Origin of the sequence: Verrucosispora sp. WMMD573, from assembly GCF_027497175.1 — a bacterium.
In the GTDB taxonomy this organism is placed as follows: Bacteria; Actinomycetota; Actinomycetes; order Mycobacteriales; family Micromonosporaceae; genus Micromonospora.
Genome location: NZ_CP114901.1, coordinates 218,443 through 233,238, shown reverse-complemented (window position 1 = coordinate 233,238; position 14,796 = coordinate 218,443). Strand labels below are relative to the sequence as shown.

Annotated in this window: 14 protein-coding genes; 3 read left to right on the top strand and 11 right to left on the bottom strand. The window is 70.7% G+C overall.

Annotated elements, in window-relative coordinates; translation table 11 throughout:
• Window positions 1–95: 95 nt before the first annotated feature.
• Window positions 96–1,328, bottom strand: a complete 1,233-nt coding sequence (locus O7601_RS01140; protein ID WP_281564458.1) for an ROK family protein — start codon at window positions 1,326–1,328, stop codon at window positions 96–98.
• A 76-nt stretch (window positions 1,329–1,404) separates the two neighbouring features.
• On the opposite strand from O7601_RS01140, the gene xylA reads away from it, so the two are divergent.
• The 3 genes from xylA (at window position 1,405) to O7601_RS01125 (ending at window position 5,673) form a co-directional block, all read left to right on the top strand.
• Window positions 1,405–2,592 carry a xylose isomerase gene (gene xylA, locus O7601_RS01135; protein ID WP_281564457.1) on the top strand — a complete coding sequence of 396 codons (1,188 nt, stop codon included), beginning with the start codon at window positions 1,405–1,407 and terminating at the stop codon, window positions 2,590–2,592.
• A gap of 10 nt (window positions 2,593–2,602) precedes the next feature.
• Window positions 2,603–4,060 (top strand): xylulokinase, encoded by a 1,458-nt coding sequence (gene xylB / locus O7601_RS01130; protein WP_281564456.1) that lies wholly within the window; start codon window positions 2,603–2,605, stop codon window positions 4,058–4,060.
• Between the two features lie 131 nt (window positions 4,061–4,191).
• Window positions 4,192–5,673 (top strand): MFS transporter, encoded by a 1,482-nt coding sequence (locus O7601_RS01125; protein ID WP_281564455.1) that lies wholly within the window; start codon window positions 4,192–4,194, stop codon window positions 5,671–5,673.
• Here the strand turns inward: O7601_RS01125 and O7601_RS01120 are convergent.
• From O7601_RS01120 to O7601_RS01075, 10 genes are all read right to left on the bottom strand, one after another.
• Entirely contained in the window at window positions 5,663–7,306 is a 1,644-nt protein-coding gene (locus tag O7601_RS01120; RefSeq protein ID WP_281566752.1) for a glycoside hydrolase family 13 protein, read from the bottom strand. The two genes, O7601_RS01125 and O7601_RS01120, sit on opposite strands and share 11 nt — an antisense overlap.
• A 61-nt stretch (window positions 7,307–7,367) precedes the next feature.
• Window positions 7,368–8,402: a LacI family DNA-binding transcriptional regulator gene (locus tag O7601_RS01115; RefSeq protein ID WP_281564454.1), complete on the bottom strand. Its 1,035-nt coding sequence runs from the start codon at window positions 8,400–8,402 to the stop codon at window positions 7,368–7,370.
• Window positions 8,403–8,462: 60 nt separating this feature from the next.
• Window positions 8,463–9,428, bottom strand: a complete 966-nt coding sequence (locus tag O7601_RS01110) for a carbohydrate ABC transporter permease (RefSeq protein WP_281564453.1) — start codon at window positions 9,426–9,428, stop codon at window positions 8,463–8,465.
• Window position 9,429: 1 nt separating this feature from the next.
• The gene (locus O7601_RS01105; RefSeq protein ID WP_281564452.1) at window positions 9,430–10,485 is read right to left on the bottom strand and encodes a sugar ABC transporter permease; all 1,056 of its coding nucleotides are present in this window, start codon (window positions 10,483–10,485) and stop codon (window positions 9,430–9,432) included.
• Window positions 10,486–10,554: 69 nt separating this feature from the next.
• A complete protein-coding gene (locus tag O7601_RS01100; RefSeq protein ID WP_281564451.1) occupies window positions 10,555–11,904 on the bottom strand; it encodes an ABC transporter substrate-binding protein in 1,350 nt (449 codons plus the stop codon).
• A 295-nt stretch (window positions 11,905–12,199) separates the two neighbouring features.
• Entirely contained in the window at window positions 12,200–12,694 is a 495-nt protein-coding gene (locus O7601_RS01095) for a TspO/MBR family protein (RefSeq protein WP_281564450.1), read from the bottom strand.
• 153 nt (window positions 12,695–12,847) lie between these two features.
• The gene (locus tag O7601_RS01090; protein ID WP_018786997.1) at window positions 12,848–12,991 is read right to left on the bottom strand and encodes a GPGG-motif small membrane protein; all 144 of its coding nucleotides are present in this window, start codon (window positions 12,989–12,991) and stop codon (window positions 12,848–12,850) included.
• The gene (locus O7601_RS01085; protein WP_210935699.1) at window positions 12,982–13,758 is read right to left on the bottom strand and encodes a metallophosphoesterase; all 777 of its coding nucleotides are present in this window, start codon (window positions 13,756–13,758) and stop codon (window positions 12,982–12,984) included. The genes O7601_RS01090 and O7601_RS01085 overlap by 10 nt, the downstream gene beginning before the upstream one ends.
• A 10-nt stretch (window positions 13,759–13,768) precedes the next feature.
• On the bottom strand, window positions 13,769–14,044 hold the full coding sequence (locus O7601_RS01080; RefSeq protein ID WP_281564449.1) for a hypothetical protein: 276 nt from the start codon (window positions 14,042–14,044) through the stop codon (window positions 13,769–13,771).
• Window positions 14,041–14,703 (bottom strand): nucleotidyltransferase, encoded by a 663-nt coding sequence (locus tag O7601_RS01075; RefSeq protein WP_281564448.1) that lies wholly within the window; start codon window positions 14,701–14,703, stop codon window positions 14,041–14,043. The genes O7601_RS01080 and O7601_RS01075 overlap by 4 nt, the downstream gene beginning before the upstream one ends.
• Between the last annotated feature and the right edge of the window lie 93 nt (window positions 14,704–14,796).

The following is a 14,796-nucleotide window of genomic DNA, read 5'->3' as shown; positions in this document are numbered from 1 at the left end:
CAGTACACATTCCGGTAGCGCACTCCTCGGGCTGACGGTTGGTTACCAGGGGGCAAGCGTACCGAGCTGCTCCCGGGAGGCTCCTGCCGAGAGCCTCAGAGCCGGGCCAGCCATCCGCCGGGACGGGCGATGATCCGGCGTACCACCGATCCGGCCGCTCCCACCGCGGCGGCCGTGGCACCGAGGGTGGCCGGTCGGACGGTGACCGGCGACCAGGCCGCGGTGAGCACCCGGCGCTCGATCTCGGCGAGTACGGGCGGCCGGAGCCAGCCGGTGAGCGGGGCGTAGCCGCCGCCGAGCACCACCGTGTCGAGGTCCAGCAGGTTGACCACGCTCGCCACGGTGACCCCGATCGCGGTGCCGGCCTCGGCCAGGGCGCGCAGCACGTCGGGGTGCTCGGCGGTGGCGAGCTGGGTCAGCCGGGTCGACGCCCGGTCGGCCGGCAGGTCCGCTCCGGCCAGGCCGGCGGCGGACAGGATCGCCTCCTGCCCGGCGTACAGCTCCAGACAGCCACGGCCGCCGCAGCGGCAGGGTGGCCCGTCCGGGCGGACCGGGATGTGCCCGATCTCGCCGCTCCAACCACGGGCACCTCGGAACAGCGCGCCGTCCAGGACGATGCCCGCGCCGATGCCGACCTCGCCGGAGATGTGCAGGAAGCTGCCGGGTGCGGCACCGGCGTGCAGTTCGCCCAACGCGGCGAGGTTCGCCTCGTTGTCCACCACCAGGGGCGGCACCCCGTCGACTGTCTCGGTGAGTGGGGGATGGTCGGCCAGCAGCTCCGGCACCGGCACGTCCCGCCAGCCCAGGTTGGGTGCGAGGCGGACCCGACCAGCGTCGTCGACCAGACCGGGCACGCCCAGGGCCGCGCCGGCCAGGGTCAGGCCCTGGGCGTCGGCGTCGGCGCGGGCCCGGCCGGCCAGTTCGGCGAGCCGGCCGAGCGCGTCGGCCGGGGAGACGGGTCGCAGATCGGCCCGGTGCACCGTGTGGTGCCGGACCTGACCGCCGAGGTCGACGACGCACGCGGCCAGATAGTCGACGTTGATCTCCAGCCCCAGACCGGCCGGACCGTCGCCGGCCAACATCAGACCGCGTGCCGGACGCCCGGCGCCGGCCCGGGGCGTCGGGTCCGCCTCGGTGACGAGGCGGCCGGCGACCAGATCCTCCACCACCGCCGAGACGGTAGCCCGGGTGAGGCCGGTGTCAGCGGCCAGCGCGGCCCGCGACGGGGGGCGACGGGCGGCGGCGATGCGGCCGAGCACCAGGGCGAGATTCAGCTCACGCAGGCTGCCCTGCCGCACCGCGCCGGCCGGGGCTGTGGGTGGCTTCACCCCTTGACACTGCCACATCACAGTCATTTAATTCAACCACTGAACAAATAGCGGATGACATCACCGGAGGTCTGCCATGGCACCCCGTCCCACCCCTGCCGACAAGTTCTCCTTCGGGCTCTGGACGGTCGGCTGGCAGGGCCGAGACCCGTTCGGCCACGCCACCCGTGACGCGCTGGATCCGGTGGAGTCGGTGCACCGTCTCGCCGAGCTGGGCGCGTACGGTGTCACCTTCCACGACGACGACCTGGTGCCGTTCGGCGCGGACGCCGCCACCCGGGACGCCCAGATCGCGCGGTTCCGCAAGGCGCTCGACGAGACCGGCCTGGTGGTGCCGATGGTCACCACCGACCTGTTCCAGCAGCCGGTCTTCAAGGACGGCGGCTTCACCAGCAACGACCGCGACGTCCGGCGGTACGCGTTGCGCAAGGTGCTGCGCAACGTCGATCTCGCCGCTGAGCTGGGCGCGAAGACCTTCGTCATGTGGGGAGGCCGGGAGGGCGGCGAGTACGACGTCGCCAAGGACGTCCAGGCCGCGCTGGAGCGCTACCGCGAGGCGGTGGACCTGCTCTGCCAGTACGTCATCGACCGCGGTTACGACCTGCGCTTCGCGCTGGAGCCGAAGCCCAACGAGCCGCGTGGCGACATCCTCCTGCCCACCGTCGGGCACGCCCTGGCGTTCATCTCGACCCTCGCCCACCCGGAGCGGGTCGGGTTGAACCCGGAGGTCGGGCACGAGCAGATGGCCGGGCTGAACTTCGTCCACGGCATCGCCCAGGCGCTCTGGCAGGGCAAGCTGTTCCACATCGACCTCAACGGTCAGCGGGGCGTCAAGTACGACCAGGACCTGGTCTTCGGCCACGGCGACCTGCTCAACGCGTTCGCGCTGGTCGACCTGCTGGAGCACGGCGGCACGGCCGGCGGCCCCGGCTACGACGGCCCCCGCCACTTCGACTACAAGCCCTCCCGCACCGAGGACATCGACGGGGTCTGGGCCTCGGCGGCCGCGAACATGAGCACCTACCTGCTGCTCAAGGAGCGGGCCGCGGCGTTCCGGGCCGACCCGGAGGTGGCCGAGGCGCTGTCCGCGAGCAAGGTCGCAGAACTGGGCGTGCCGACCCTCGGCGACGGCGAGGGCTATGCCGAACTGCTCGCCGACACCAGCGCGTTCGAGGAGTTCGACGTCGACGCGGTGGCCGCCAAGGGCTTCGGCTTCGTCCGGTTGAACCAGCTCGCCGTCGAGCACCTGCTCGGCGCACGCTGAGGCGGCCGGCATGCCGCTCGTCGCCGGGGTGGACTCCTCCACCCAGTCGTGCAAGGTGGTCGTCCGGGACGCGGAGACCGGTGCCCTGGTCCGGCAGGGCCGGGCACCGCACCCGGACGGCACCGAGGTCGACCCCTCGGCCTGGTGGTCGGCCCTCCGGACGGCGATCGACGCCGCCGGTGGGCTCACCGACGTCGCCGCGGTCTCCGTGGCGGGTCAGCAGCACGGCATGGTCTGCCTCGACGAGTCCGGCGAGGTGGTCCGGCCGGCGCTGCTGTGGAACGACACCCGGTCCGCCGGTGCCGCGGCGGAGCTGGTCCAGGAGGCGGGCGAGGGGCAGGCCGGTCGCCGGTTCTGGGCCGACGCGGTGGGCAGTGTGCCGGTGGCCAGCTTCACCGTCACCAAGCTGCGCTGGCTGGCCCGTAACGAGCCGGCCAACGCCGACCGGGTGGCGGCGGTCTGCCTGCCGCACGACTGGCTGACCTGGCGGCTGGCCGGTGCTCCCGGGCTGGACGCGCTGCGTACCGACCGCAGCGACGCCAGCGGCACCGGCTACTGGTCCCCGGCCAGCGGTGAGTACCGGCCGGACCTGCTGGAACGGGCGCTCGGCCGGGCGGTGCGGGTGCCGACGGTGCTCGGCCCCGCCGAGGCCGCCGGCCGGCTGGCTCCGGCGGCGCTGTCCGGTGCCGTGGCCGCCACCGGCCCGGGCGAGACGCTGCTCGGGCCGGGCGCGGGTGACAATGCCGCCGCCGGCTTCGGCGTCGGCGCGCGCCCCGGCGACGTGGTGGTGTCGATCGGTACCTCCGGCACGGTCTTCAGCGTCGCGGACACTGCGGCGGCCGACCCGAGCGGTATCGTCGCCGGCTTCGCCGACGTGACCGGCCGGTTCCTGCCGCTGGTCTGCACGCTGAACGCGGCCCGGGTGCTGGACGCCGCCGCGGCGATGCTGCGGGTCAGCCTGGACGAGCTGGCCGACCTGGCGCTGTCCGCACCGCCTGGCGCGGACGGGCTGGTCATGGTGCCGTACCTGGAGGGTGAGCGCACTCCGAACCTGCCGGACGCCACCGGGGCGGTGCACGGGCTGACCCTGCGCACCTCGACTCCGGCGCACCTGGCCCGGGCCGCCGTGGAGGGGATGCTCTGCGCCCTCGCCGACGGGCTCGACGCGCTCGCCGCCCAGGGCGCGACCGTACGCCGGGTGATCCTGGTCGGCGGCGGCGCCCGCTCGGCGGCGGTGCGTCGCATCGCGGCGCAGGTCTTCGGCTGCCCGGTGGTGGTCCCACCGCCCGGCGAGTACGTGGCCGACGGTGCCGCCCGGCAGGCCGCGTGGTTGGCTCTGGGCACGGGGGAACCGCCGTCCTGGACCCCGTCCGGCACCGAGGAGCACGCCGCCGAACCGGTGCCCGGCATCCGGGAGCGCTACGCGCAGGCCCGGGAACGCCATCTGGACCGGTTGTCCCAGGGTTGACCACGCCGTTCCCGGGTCGGGTGGTGTCCGCGTGACGAGGAGCTACCCGATCCGGGACCGAGCACGATCTCGGCCGCGCCGAAGGGTGGCCCGGTGATCGGCTCGTTATCCCGTCCTGGTTGGCTGCCCGCATGACCTCGACCACAGGCGGACCCGCGCGGGTGTGGGGCAGCAGCGCGCCGCGTCGGCTCTACAGCGTCGTGGTCTTCGTGTTGCTCGCCTCGCTGGACAACGTGGCGATCGGTCTGGTGCCCCCGCTGTACGGCGCGATCGCCGACTCCTTCGAGGTGCCGCAACGGCTGCTCGGCCTGGTCACCGCGATCAGCTTCCTGGTCAGCGCGGTGGCGGCGGTCGGTTGGGCGTACTTCGGCGACCGTACCAACCGCAAGCCGTTGCTGATGATCGGCACACTGCTGTGGGCGGCCGGTACGGGCGGCAGCGCACTGGCCGGGAACTACCCCACCTTCCTGACCGCGCAACTGCTCGCCGCAGTGGGTCTGGGCGCGGTCGGGTCGGTCGGTTACTCGGTCGTCACCGATCTGATCACGCCTCGTCGTCGGGGCCTGGTGATGAGCTTCTGGGGGCTCTCCCAGGGGGTCGGCACGGTGGCCGGCGGCCTCGTCGGCGGGCTGCTCGGCGCGACCGACTGGCGTCGGCCGTTCCTGATGCTCACCGTGGTCGGGCTGGTCGCCACGGCGGCCTACCTGTTCACGTACGACATCCGGCGCGGTCAGAGCGAGCCGGTACTGGCCGCCGCGCTCGCCGCCGGTGAGGACTACGACTACCGGATCAGCCGGGCCGACCTGCCCGTCATCCTGGGCCGGCGGACCAACCGGTGGCTCATCCTCCAGGGACTCTCCGCGCAGGCCGCCTTCGGCTCGCTGGTCTGGCTGCCGGTGCTCTTCCGCGAGCGGGCCGAGGAGCAGGGGTACACCACGGCGACCGCCATCGTGGTGGGCGCCGTCTTCGCCGCGCTGTTCCAACTCGGTGGGGTGTTCTCCATCGTGGGCGGGCTGATCGGCGACGCGCTGCAACGGCGTACGCCCTCGGGCCGGGCGTTGGTCGCCTCCGTCGGCATCTTCGCGGCGCTCCCGTTCTACCTGGTGCTGTTCTTCGTGCCGATGCGCATCGACGTGCCCGACGGCGCCGGCGCCGGCGCGGTGGTGCGGGCGGTGCTGGGCAGCGTGGTCAGCGAACCGACGGTCGGGTTGAGCCTGCTCGCCGCGTTGCTGGCGCTGGCGCTGACCTCGGCGAACTCGCCGAACTGGTTCGCGTTGATCGCCGACGTCAACCCGCCGGAGAACCGGGGCACCGTCTACAGCCTCGGCAACCTGGTCAACGGGGTGGGGCGGTCGGCCGGCAACGGCCTGGTCGGGGTGGCGTTCCACGGGCTGCGGGTGGCCTTCCCGCCGCCGCTGAACTACGCCGTCGGGCTGGCCGCCTTCCAGCTCTTCTTCATCCCCACAGGTGTCATGTACTGGCTCGCCGCCCGCACCTCACCGAAGGACATCGCCGACGTCCGGCAGCTGCTGCACACCCGCGCCCGGCAGGATCCGGGTGCGGAACCCCCGCCCAGCGGCGATTCCGCACCCGACTCGCTGGCTAAACCTTGACCCAGACGGTCACGTCGGTGGGCACCGAACCGTCCTCGTTCAGCGGTGCGCTGCTGTGCACCACCTCGCCGTCGGGCTTCGCGACCGGGTCCGCGCCGAAGTTGGTGAACACCACCAGGTTGCCGTTGCGGAACGACAGCACCTCGTCGCCGGAGGCGAGCCACTCCAGGGTGCCCCGACCGAGTCCGTACGCGCGGCGCAGCTGCAACGCCTCCCGGTACAGCTCGTACGTCGAGCCGGGCACCCCGCGCTGACGGTCCAGCGCGTACTCGGCCCAGACCGGCGGCTGCGGCAGCCAACTCGCGTCGGTCGGCCCGAAACCGTACGAGGGCGCGTCGGCCTCCCACGGGATCGGCACCCGGCACCCGTCGCGGCCCCGCTGGGTGTGCCCGCTGCGCTCCCAGGTCGGGTCCTGCCGCGCCGCGTCGGGCAGGGTGGTGTGCTCCGGCAAGCCGAGTTCCTCGCCCTGGTAGAGGTAGGCCGAACCGGGCAGGGCCAGCATCAGCAGGGTGGCCGCCCGGGCCCGCCGCAGCCCGGTGGCGGCGTCCGGCTGCTCGTCGCCCACACCGATGCCGTTGGGTCGGGGCGTACCTACCGGCAGGCCGAGCCGGGACGCGTGGCGTACCACGTCGTGGTTGGAGAGCACCCAGGTGGTGGGCGCGCCGACCGCGTCGGTGGCCTCCAGCGACCGCGTGATCACCGCGTACTGGGCGGGGGCGGTCCAGGAGGCGAGCAGGTACTCGAAGTTGAACGCCTGGTGCATCTCGTCGGGGCGTACGTAGCGGGCCAACCGCTCCGCCGGCTCCACCCACGCCTCGGCCACCAGGATCCGCTCGCCGGGGTAGCCGTCCAGCAGCCGCCGCCACTCACGGTAGACCTCGTGCACACCGTCCTGGTCCCACATCGGCGGGCGGGGCTTGTCCGCCTCCTGCCCGGAGAGGATCTCCTGCGGGTCCTGCCAGTCGGCCAGATCGGCCTGCTTGACCAGACCGTGCGCCACGTCGACCCGGAAGCCGTTCACGCCCCGGTCCAACCAGAACCGCAGCACGTCCAGGAACTCGGCGCGGACCTCGGGATTGTCCCAGTTCAGGTCGGGCTGGGCGGTGTCGAACAGGTGCAGGTACCACTGGCCGTCCGGCACCCGGGTCCAGGCCGGGCCGCCGAAGACGCTCTGCCAGTCGTTGGGTGGCTCGGCGCCGCCGGGCCCGCGACCCGCGCGGAAGATGTACCGCTCCCGCTCGGTGCTGCCCGGACCGGCGGCCAGGGCGGCCTGGAACCAGGCGTGCGCCGAGGAGGTGTGATTGGGCACCAGGTCGACGATCACCCGCAACCCGTTGGCATGAGCCTTCGCGATCAGGTCGTCGGCGTCGGCGAGGGTGCCGAACAGCGGCTCGACGCCCCGGTAGTCGGCCACGTCGTAGCCGGCGTCGGCCTGCGGGGACGGATAGAACGGGGAGAGCCAGACGGCGTCGACGCCCAACTGGGCCAGATGGTCGAGGCGAGCGGTGATCCCGGGGAGGTCGCCGATGCCGTCGCCACCCGAGTCGGCGAACGAGCGGGGATAGATCTGGTAGATCACCGCCTCCGTCCACCAACCGGTCGCCGGGGTCTGCTGCGTCGCGTCGTGGTTCAGGGCGTACTCCCGTGGTCGAGCCGTCCGGCCCGGTTGGCCCCGACGGCGTGCTGGCTGTCGTTCAGTTTGCCCGGACGGGCGCGGTCGAATCACGCACGACCAGCCGAGTGTTCAGGATCACCGACGAATCCTGTTTGATCACGTTGGTGTCGCCCGCCCGTCCGCAGAGCGGGTCGAGCAGCAACTGCGCGGCCAGCCGGCCCTGTTCGACGGCCGGCTGGGCGATGGTGCTCAGCCCCACCACCCCGGAGAGGGCATGGTCGTCGATGCCGATCACGCTGACGTCCTGAGGAACCCGCAGGCCGGCGTCGCGCAGCGCGGTCAGTGCGCCCATCGCCATCTCGTCGCAGGCGGCGAAGATGGCCGTTGGTGGGTCGCCTCGGCGGAGGAGTTCCTCGGTGGCCCGGGTGCCGCCGGCGATGTCGAAGCTGGACTCCACGTCGAGGCTCGGGTCAGGCGGCAATCCGGCCGCGCGCAACGCCTCCCGATGCCCCCGTCGCCGATCCAGGTGGGCGCTGAAGGCGAGTTCGTCGTCGGGATCACCGGAGATGTGCGCGATCCGCCGGTGTCCCAGATCCAGCAGATGCCGGGTGGCGGTCCGCGCCGCCGCCACGTCATCGATGCGTACGCAGGGCCAGCCGGGCACGGTGGTGCCGGAGCTGATCGTGACGCCGGGCAGGTCCAGCGCCGCCAATGCGGTCACGTCGCTGGCCCGCAGCGGGGTGGCGACCAGCATGATCGCATCCACTCGCTTGTGCAGGTGGGTGGCGTGCAGGACGCGTTGCCGGTTCTGCTCCCGCCCACCCAGGTTGTGCAGCAGCAGGTCGTATCCGGCCCGGTGGAAGAAGTCCTCGGCCGCCTCGACGACCACGCCGAAGAACCACCGGGTGATCCGGGGCACCACCACCGCCACGGTGCCGGTCCGGCCGCCGGCCAGCCGTGAGGCGCTGGGCGACACGGCGTACTGCAACTGCTCGGCGGCGGCGAGCACCCGGCTGCGGGTCGCCGCCGACACCGTGGGCAGCCCGCGCAGCGCCCGGGAGACGGTGGCCGTGGAGACGCCGGCCAGCCGGGCGACATCGTCGATCTTCGTCACGTGACACCCCGCTCACGTCCCGCGTGGTGCCGCCGCCGTGGGCGGCGGCACCACGGCGGATCAACCCTTGACGCTGCCGGCGAGCAGCCCACGGACGAAGTAGCGCTGCAACGACAGGAACACGATCAGCGGTACGACGATCGACACGAAGGCTCCGGCGGTCAACCGTTGCCACTCGTTGCCCCGGGTGCCGGCCAGTTCGGCGAGGCGGACCGTGAGTGGCGCGGTGACGTCGCTGCCACCGGCGAAGATGAGCCCGACCAGCAGGTCGTTCCAGACCCAGAGGAACTGGAAGATGCCGAACGCGGCCAACGCCGGGGCAACCAGGGGCAGCACGATGGTGCGGAAGATCTTCGGGTGGGTGGCCCCGTCGACCCGGGCCGCCTCCATCAGATCCTTCGGTAGTTGCGAGATGAAGTTGTGCAGCAGGTACACGGCGAACGGCAGCGCGAAGCAGGTGTGCGCGAACCACACCTGAGCGAAGTTCTGCGCGCCGTCAAGGTTCCAGGCGGGCATCAGGGTGATGCCGCCCAGGCTGACTCCGCGCGAGAAGAAGCTCAGCAGCGGCACCAGGGCCATCTGCAGCGGCACGATCTGAAGCGCGAAGATGCCGATGTACACCCAGTCCCGGCCCCGGAAGTTGATCCAGGCCAGCGCGTACGCGGCCAGGGCCGCGAAGGCGAGCGGGAACAGCACCGCCGGCAGAGTGATCACCAACGAGTTGATGAAGTAGCTGGCGAGCTGTCCGGACGAGGCGGACTGCCCGAACAGCACCTCCTGGTAGTTCTGAAGGGTGAACTCCGGATCGCGGAAGAATGTCCACCAACCGGTGGTCTTGATCTGGTTCTCCGGCCGGAACGAGGAGACCAGCAGACCGAAGGTCGGGATGGTCCAGACGACCGCGATGACGATGGCGATCATCGTTGCGGTGTGGGTGTTCAGCCGCTTGCGCACCCGCCCAGCACGGGTCGGCCGGCCGCTGGTCTCCTGTGCTCCGGCGGCGACCGGGGGAGTGGTGGTGGTCATCTCAGCCCTCCCGTCGCTGCTGACGCAGGTTGCGGATCTGGAAGATCACGATGGGGATCACCAGGACGAAGAGGAAGACCGCGAGCGCCGAGCCCTGCCCGTTCTGGCCGTACCGGAACGCCTGGTTGTACATCTCGTTGGCGATCACGCTGGTGTCGTAGTTGCCGTTGGTCGAGGTGCGGACGATGTCGAAGACCTTCAGCGTGGCGATCGAGATGGTGACCACCACCACGATCAGCGCCGGCCGGATGCTCGGCAGGGTGATCTGCCAGAACATCTGCCACGGGCTCACCCCGTCGAGGCGGGCGGCCTCGACGATGTCGGCCGGGATCGCCTTGATCGCCGCGGACAGCACCACCATCGCGAAACCGGCCTGGATCCAGACCATGATCACGATGAGCAGCAGCGTGTTCAGCGGCGAGTCGAGCAGCCACTGTCGGGGTGCGCCGCCGAGGCTTACCACGATCTGGTTGAGCAGACCGATCTGTTCCTGCTCCTCGCTGCGGAAGGCGTACACGAACTTCCAGATGATGCTGGCGCCGACGAACGAGATCGCCATCGGCATGAAGATCAGCGACTTGGCCACCGCCTCCAGCCGGGCCTTGTCGACAAGCACCGCGTAGATCAGACCGATGGAGGTCGCGACCAGCGGAACCAGGGTCACCCAGATCAGGGTGTTGAGCAGCACCCGCACGATCGAGTCGTCGGCGAACATCCAGCGGTAGTTGTCCAGGCCCACGAAGTTCTGGCTGCCGCCGTCCATGAAGGACAGCAGGGTGGTCCGCAGCGCCGGTACGACCAGGCCGATCAGCAGCAGCACCACCGTCGGCAACAGGAAGAACGTGGCGAACAGCCCCTCACGGGATCTGGGCCGCCCCCCGGGCAGCGGTGCTCCGCTGGCGGAAGCGGCCACGTACCGCGCCTCGCGTCGTCGCGCGAAGAAGGCCGGCACCGCGTCGAGCAGTACGAGCAGGCCGCCCACCACCACCGCGAAGGCGACCAACCCCCACAGCAGCATCATCAGCTTGGGCGTCTGCTCGGCAAAGTCGAAGTCCATCAACCCTCCCCGGGTCCTCGGTAGAGCCGGTGGGCCGGTCCGCCCAGGCGGACCGGCCCACCACCGGAACTACTTCCAGCTGCTCTCGATGCCCTGCAGGACGCTGGCGGTGTTCCCGCCGTTGATCCACTCGACCATGCCCTTCCAGAAGGTCCCGGCGCCGACGGCGGCGGGCATCAGGTCGGAACCGTCGAACCGGAAGACCGTGCTGTCGTCCTGGAGGATCTCCACCGACAGCTTGTCGATCGGGTTGGCGACGTTGGCCAGGTCGACCTTGTTGTTCGCGGACACCCAGTCGCCGATCTTCGCGCGGCTGTTGGCGTACTCGCCGGAGGCGAGGTAGGTCTGCACCGCCTGCACCTCGGGACGGTCGGCGAAGGCCGTCACGAACTCGCCGCCACCCAGCACCGGCTTGCCCTTGGCCGGGTCGATGGCCGGGAAGTAGAAGGCGAAGACGTCGCCGTCCTCGGCCACCCGGGTGCCCTCAGGCCACTGGTTGGCGTAGAACGAGGCCTGCCGGTGCAGCGCGCACTTGCCCTGCGTGATCGGCACGCCTGCCTCCTGGAAGGAGGTGGTGGCGATGCTGCGCACCCCACCGAAGCCACCGTTGACGTACTTGTCGTTCTTCAGGATCGTGCCGGCCCGGTCCAGCGCCTCCGCGACCCGCGGGTCGTTGAACGGGATCTCGTGCGTGGTCCACTGGTCGTAGACCTCGGGGGTCTGCGTCCGCAACATCACGTCTTCGATCCAGTCGGTCGCCGGCCAGCCGGTGGCGTCGCCGGACTCGATGCCGGCGCACCACGGCTTGACGTCGCTCTGGGCGATCTTGTCGCTGAGCTGGATCAGCTGGTCCCAGGTGGTCGGGACGGCCCAACCGTTCTCCTGGAACATCTTCGGCGAGTACCAGACGAACGACTTCACGTTCGACCCGAGCGGTGCGCCGTAGAAGGTGCCGTTGACGGTGCTGTACTTCAGCCAGTCCGGCGAGTAGTTCTGATCGGCCATCGCCTTGGTCTCGGCGCTGGCCGGCTTCAGCTGGTTGCGCTCGGCGAACCGGGCGAGCAGACCGGGCTGGGGGATGAAGGCCAGGTCGGGGGCGTTGCCGCCGTCGACCCGTACGGGGAGCTGAGCCTCGAACTCGCCGCTTCCCTCGTGGTTGATCGTGATGCCGGTGCAGTCCTCGAACTGCTTCCAGGACTCCGCCAGGCGGTCGGCCTCGATGTCTCGGATCGACGAGTAGATGTTGACCGTCTTGCCTTCGTGGCCCTGGTAGTCCTCGTACGGAGCGCACTCCGCGGAATCGGCGTTGCTGCTGCCGCCGTTGCTGCTGCTTCCGGTGCCGCAAGCGGTGGCGCTGAGTGCCAGTCCGATCGCGCCAACGATCGCGAGGGCCTGGCGTGGCCTGGCAGAGACCGCCATGCCGTCCTCCTTCCTGTCCGACGCCGGCCGGGATCGCATCCGGTTGACCTGGCGTCGGTCCGATGGGCGTTTTCACATGTAAGCGCTTGCATCTCCCCGGGGTCCACCCCTGGAGGGACACGAGCGAGTAACAATCCGGAAACCTGGCGGGCAGCCATGGATCCGCGCCCATCTACTGGAAAGAGCACCGTCTATCAGCGGATACGTCCACTGACCGAGACGGGGCGGCAACACTGGCGGACCGGTCGGCGCCGCCGGCACGGTCAGCCGGGCCGCCCGGGGGCGGCCCGGTCGGTCAGCTGTTCAGCTGCCAGATCGAGTAGTTGAGGGCCGCGGCGAAGGTCACCCATGCCCAGTACGGCAGCAACAGCACCGCCGCCACTCGATTCGCCCGGGCGAACAGCAGAACGGTCACACCGATCGCCAGCCACAACAGGACGATTTCGGCGAGCGCCAGCCCATAACGGTCGCCGGCGAAGAAAAGCGGCGTCCAGGCGGCGTTGAGCACGAGCTGGACCGCCCACGCGCCGAGGGCGGCACCGAAGCCCACCCGGCGCCAGACCAGCCAGGCGGCGACCGCCATCGTCACGTAGAGGACGGACCAGACCGGGCCGAAGAGCCAGGACGGCGGCGACCACGCGGGCCGGTCGAGGTTCGCGTACTGGTCGGCGGCGCCCGACGCGGCCAGGTTGCCGATCACGGCGGCGGCCAGCACGGCCACCGCGAAACCGGCAAGCGCCCACCACTTGCCGGCACCGTTCCGTCGGGTCTGTTCCACACTCGTCCGCATGGTCGGTGGTTCTCCGCTGAGCGGTGGCGGCAAACCTTCCGGCCGACGACACGAACGCCGGGGTCGCCGCGTCCGGTAGCTCCTGTCGGGAGGACGGAGCACCGGGCGCGACGACCCCGGCGGGTCAGGTGAGCGACGCCCTGCGTCGCCAGGTCAACTGAAGATGCTGACCCCACCCGGGCCGACGAGCAGCCCGACAACGATGAGGACGATGCCCCAGAGGATCTGCCGGCGGAACAGCGCGAGAATGCCGGCAACCACCAGTACGACTGCGAGAATCCAGAGAATCAGCTCCATGGTTGCTGAATACCCCCGGCGGCGACTCCGGAAACCTCGCCCTGATCAAGGTGATCGCCCAGGTGGAAGACGCTGTACGCCTGCTTGATGACCGGGTGGGCCACGTTGCGTACGCGTACCCCGCCCGGGGTGGTGCCCCGCTCGGAGCCGTGGTGGGCGTGACCGTGCAGGGCGAGTGCGGTCGGCGCGGCGTCGACGGCCTGCCCCAACTGGTAGCAGCCGAGGAACGGGTAGATCTCCAACGGTTCCCCGGCCAGGGTGTCCGGCACCGGGGCGTAGTGGGTGAGTGCCACCAGCACGTCGCAGTCAAGCGAGCGCAACGCCTCGCTCAACCGGTCGGCGCTCTCGGTCGTGGTGCGTACGAACGCCTTCATCTCCGGCTCGCCGAAGTCGCTGGCGCACCGGCCGGCGAAACCGCCACCGAAGCCCTTCACCCCGGCGACGCCGAGGCGACCACCCGGGCAGTCCAGCACCACCCCGTCGCCCTCCAGCACGGTGATGCCCGCCTCCTCCAGCGTCCCCACCACCTGGGGCACCTGGTCGCACTGATGATCGTGGTTGCCCAGCACCGCGATCACCGGTACGCCAAGGCCACCGAACTCCCGGGCCACGCATCGGGCCTCGGCCTCGGTGCCGTGTCGGGTCAGGTCGCCGGCCAGCAGCAGCGCGTCGACGCTGCCCGGTAGTTGTTCCAGGGCCGGCCGGAATCGGCCGACCACGTCCTCGTCCAGATGCACGTCGCCCACGGCGGCGATCCGGATAACCATCGAACCTCCCTCAGGGCAGTTGCTCGATCTCCGTGGGCGCCTGCGCGCGGATCACCCCGATGTCACTGGTGATCGGGACGTCCGGGAAGCGATCGGCCACCCGACGCAGGATCTCGTCCCGCCGGTGTGCGCTCTCGACCTCGCCGTGCAGCACGAGAGCGCGTTCGGTACGGACCACGGTGATTCCCTGTTCGGCCACGGCCGGATCTTCGGTCAGCAGCCGGTGGATCTCCGCCTCGACGTACTCGTCGGGCGGACCGGCGCCGGAGTCGAGGTGCGCGGTCACGTTCCCCCCTTCCCGTCGGTCGTGCCGGAGTGCGGCACGACGTCCAGCCTGTCCAGCAGCACCAGGAACGACTCCGCGTACGGCGAGTGCTGCGTCTCCTTGCGTACCCGTTCCCAGTCGATCTGCTCACGCAGTGAACGGGCCAGCGGCAGCCCTCGGGCGAAATCGCAGTAGTGCTGGGAGAAGCTGAGCAGTTTGTGCACCATCAGTTGGGTGGCCGACAGCACCGGCATGTGGATGGCGTCCACCGGCCGCACGACCGTGTCGGTGAAGGTCTCCTCGGTCACCGGCGTCTCGACCGGTCGGTGGATCAGGTCCACCATCCGGCCGCCGTCGTAGACCTTGACCAGCCAGTCCTCTGGTGGCCGCTCGGCGGTGAAGCCGGCCTGTCCCAGCGCCTCCAGCGCGGCCTCAACGTCGGACTCGCGGATGAGGAAGTCGACGTCGTGCTCGCTGGAGTGCCCGCCGTGTGCGTAGACGGCGAAGCTGCCGCCGAGAGCGAACGGGATCTCGGACTGTTTGAGCACGGCGGCGACCTTCTTGAGGGTGTGTAGGAGAGTCTCGTCGTCGCGCTCGGCCATCTCGCCTCTCCCGTCGACTCGTCGGGGGTGCCACCGGTGGGATCTCCGATCGGTACCCGGCAATCCGGTCGTCCACACCTGCCCCGCGCGCGCAAGGGGATGAAAGGGTATCAAACCGGATCAATGGTGCACCACCGTGCGCCTGTCGGATAACCTTTCCAGGGTGGCCAG

Bases quoted from the DNA above. Each gene is read 5' to 3' on its own strand.
- xylA (WP_281564457.1), top strand. From the start codon at position 1,405: ATGGCACCCCGTCCCACCCCTGCCGACAAGTTCTCCTTCGGGCTCTGG.
- O7601_RS01090 (WP_018786997.1), bottom strand. From the start codon at position 12,991: ATGGAGCTGATTCTCTGGATTCTCGCAGTCGTACTGGTGGTTGCCGGC.
- O7601_RS01085 (WP_210935699.1), bottom strand. From the start codon at position 13,758: ATGGTTATCCGGATCGCCGCCGTGGGCGACGTGCATCTGGACGAGGAC.
- xylB (WP_281564456.1), top strand. From the start codon at position 2,603: ATGCCGCTCGTCGCCGGGGTGGACTCCTCCACCCAGTCGTGCAAGGTG.
- O7601_RS01095 (WP_281564450.1), bottom strand. From the start codon at position 12,694: ATGCGGACGAGTGTGGAACAGACCCGACGGAACGGTGCCGGCAAGTGG.
- O7601_RS01125 (WP_281564455.1), top strand. From the start codon at position 4,192: ATGACCTCGACCACAGGCGGACCCGCGCGGGTGTGGGGCAGCAGCGCG.
- O7601_RS01100 (WP_281564451.1), bottom strand. From the start codon at position 11,904: ATGGCGGTCTCTGCCAGGCCACGCCAGGCCCTCGCGATCGTTGGCGCG.
- O7601_RS01105 (WP_281564452.1), bottom strand. From the start codon at position 10,485: ATGGACTTCGACTTTGCCGAGCAGACGCCCAAGCTGATGATGCTGCTG.
- O7601_RS01110 (WP_281564453.1), bottom strand. From the start codon at position 9,428: ATGACCACCACCACTCCCCCGGTCGCCGCCGGAGCACAGGAGACCAGC.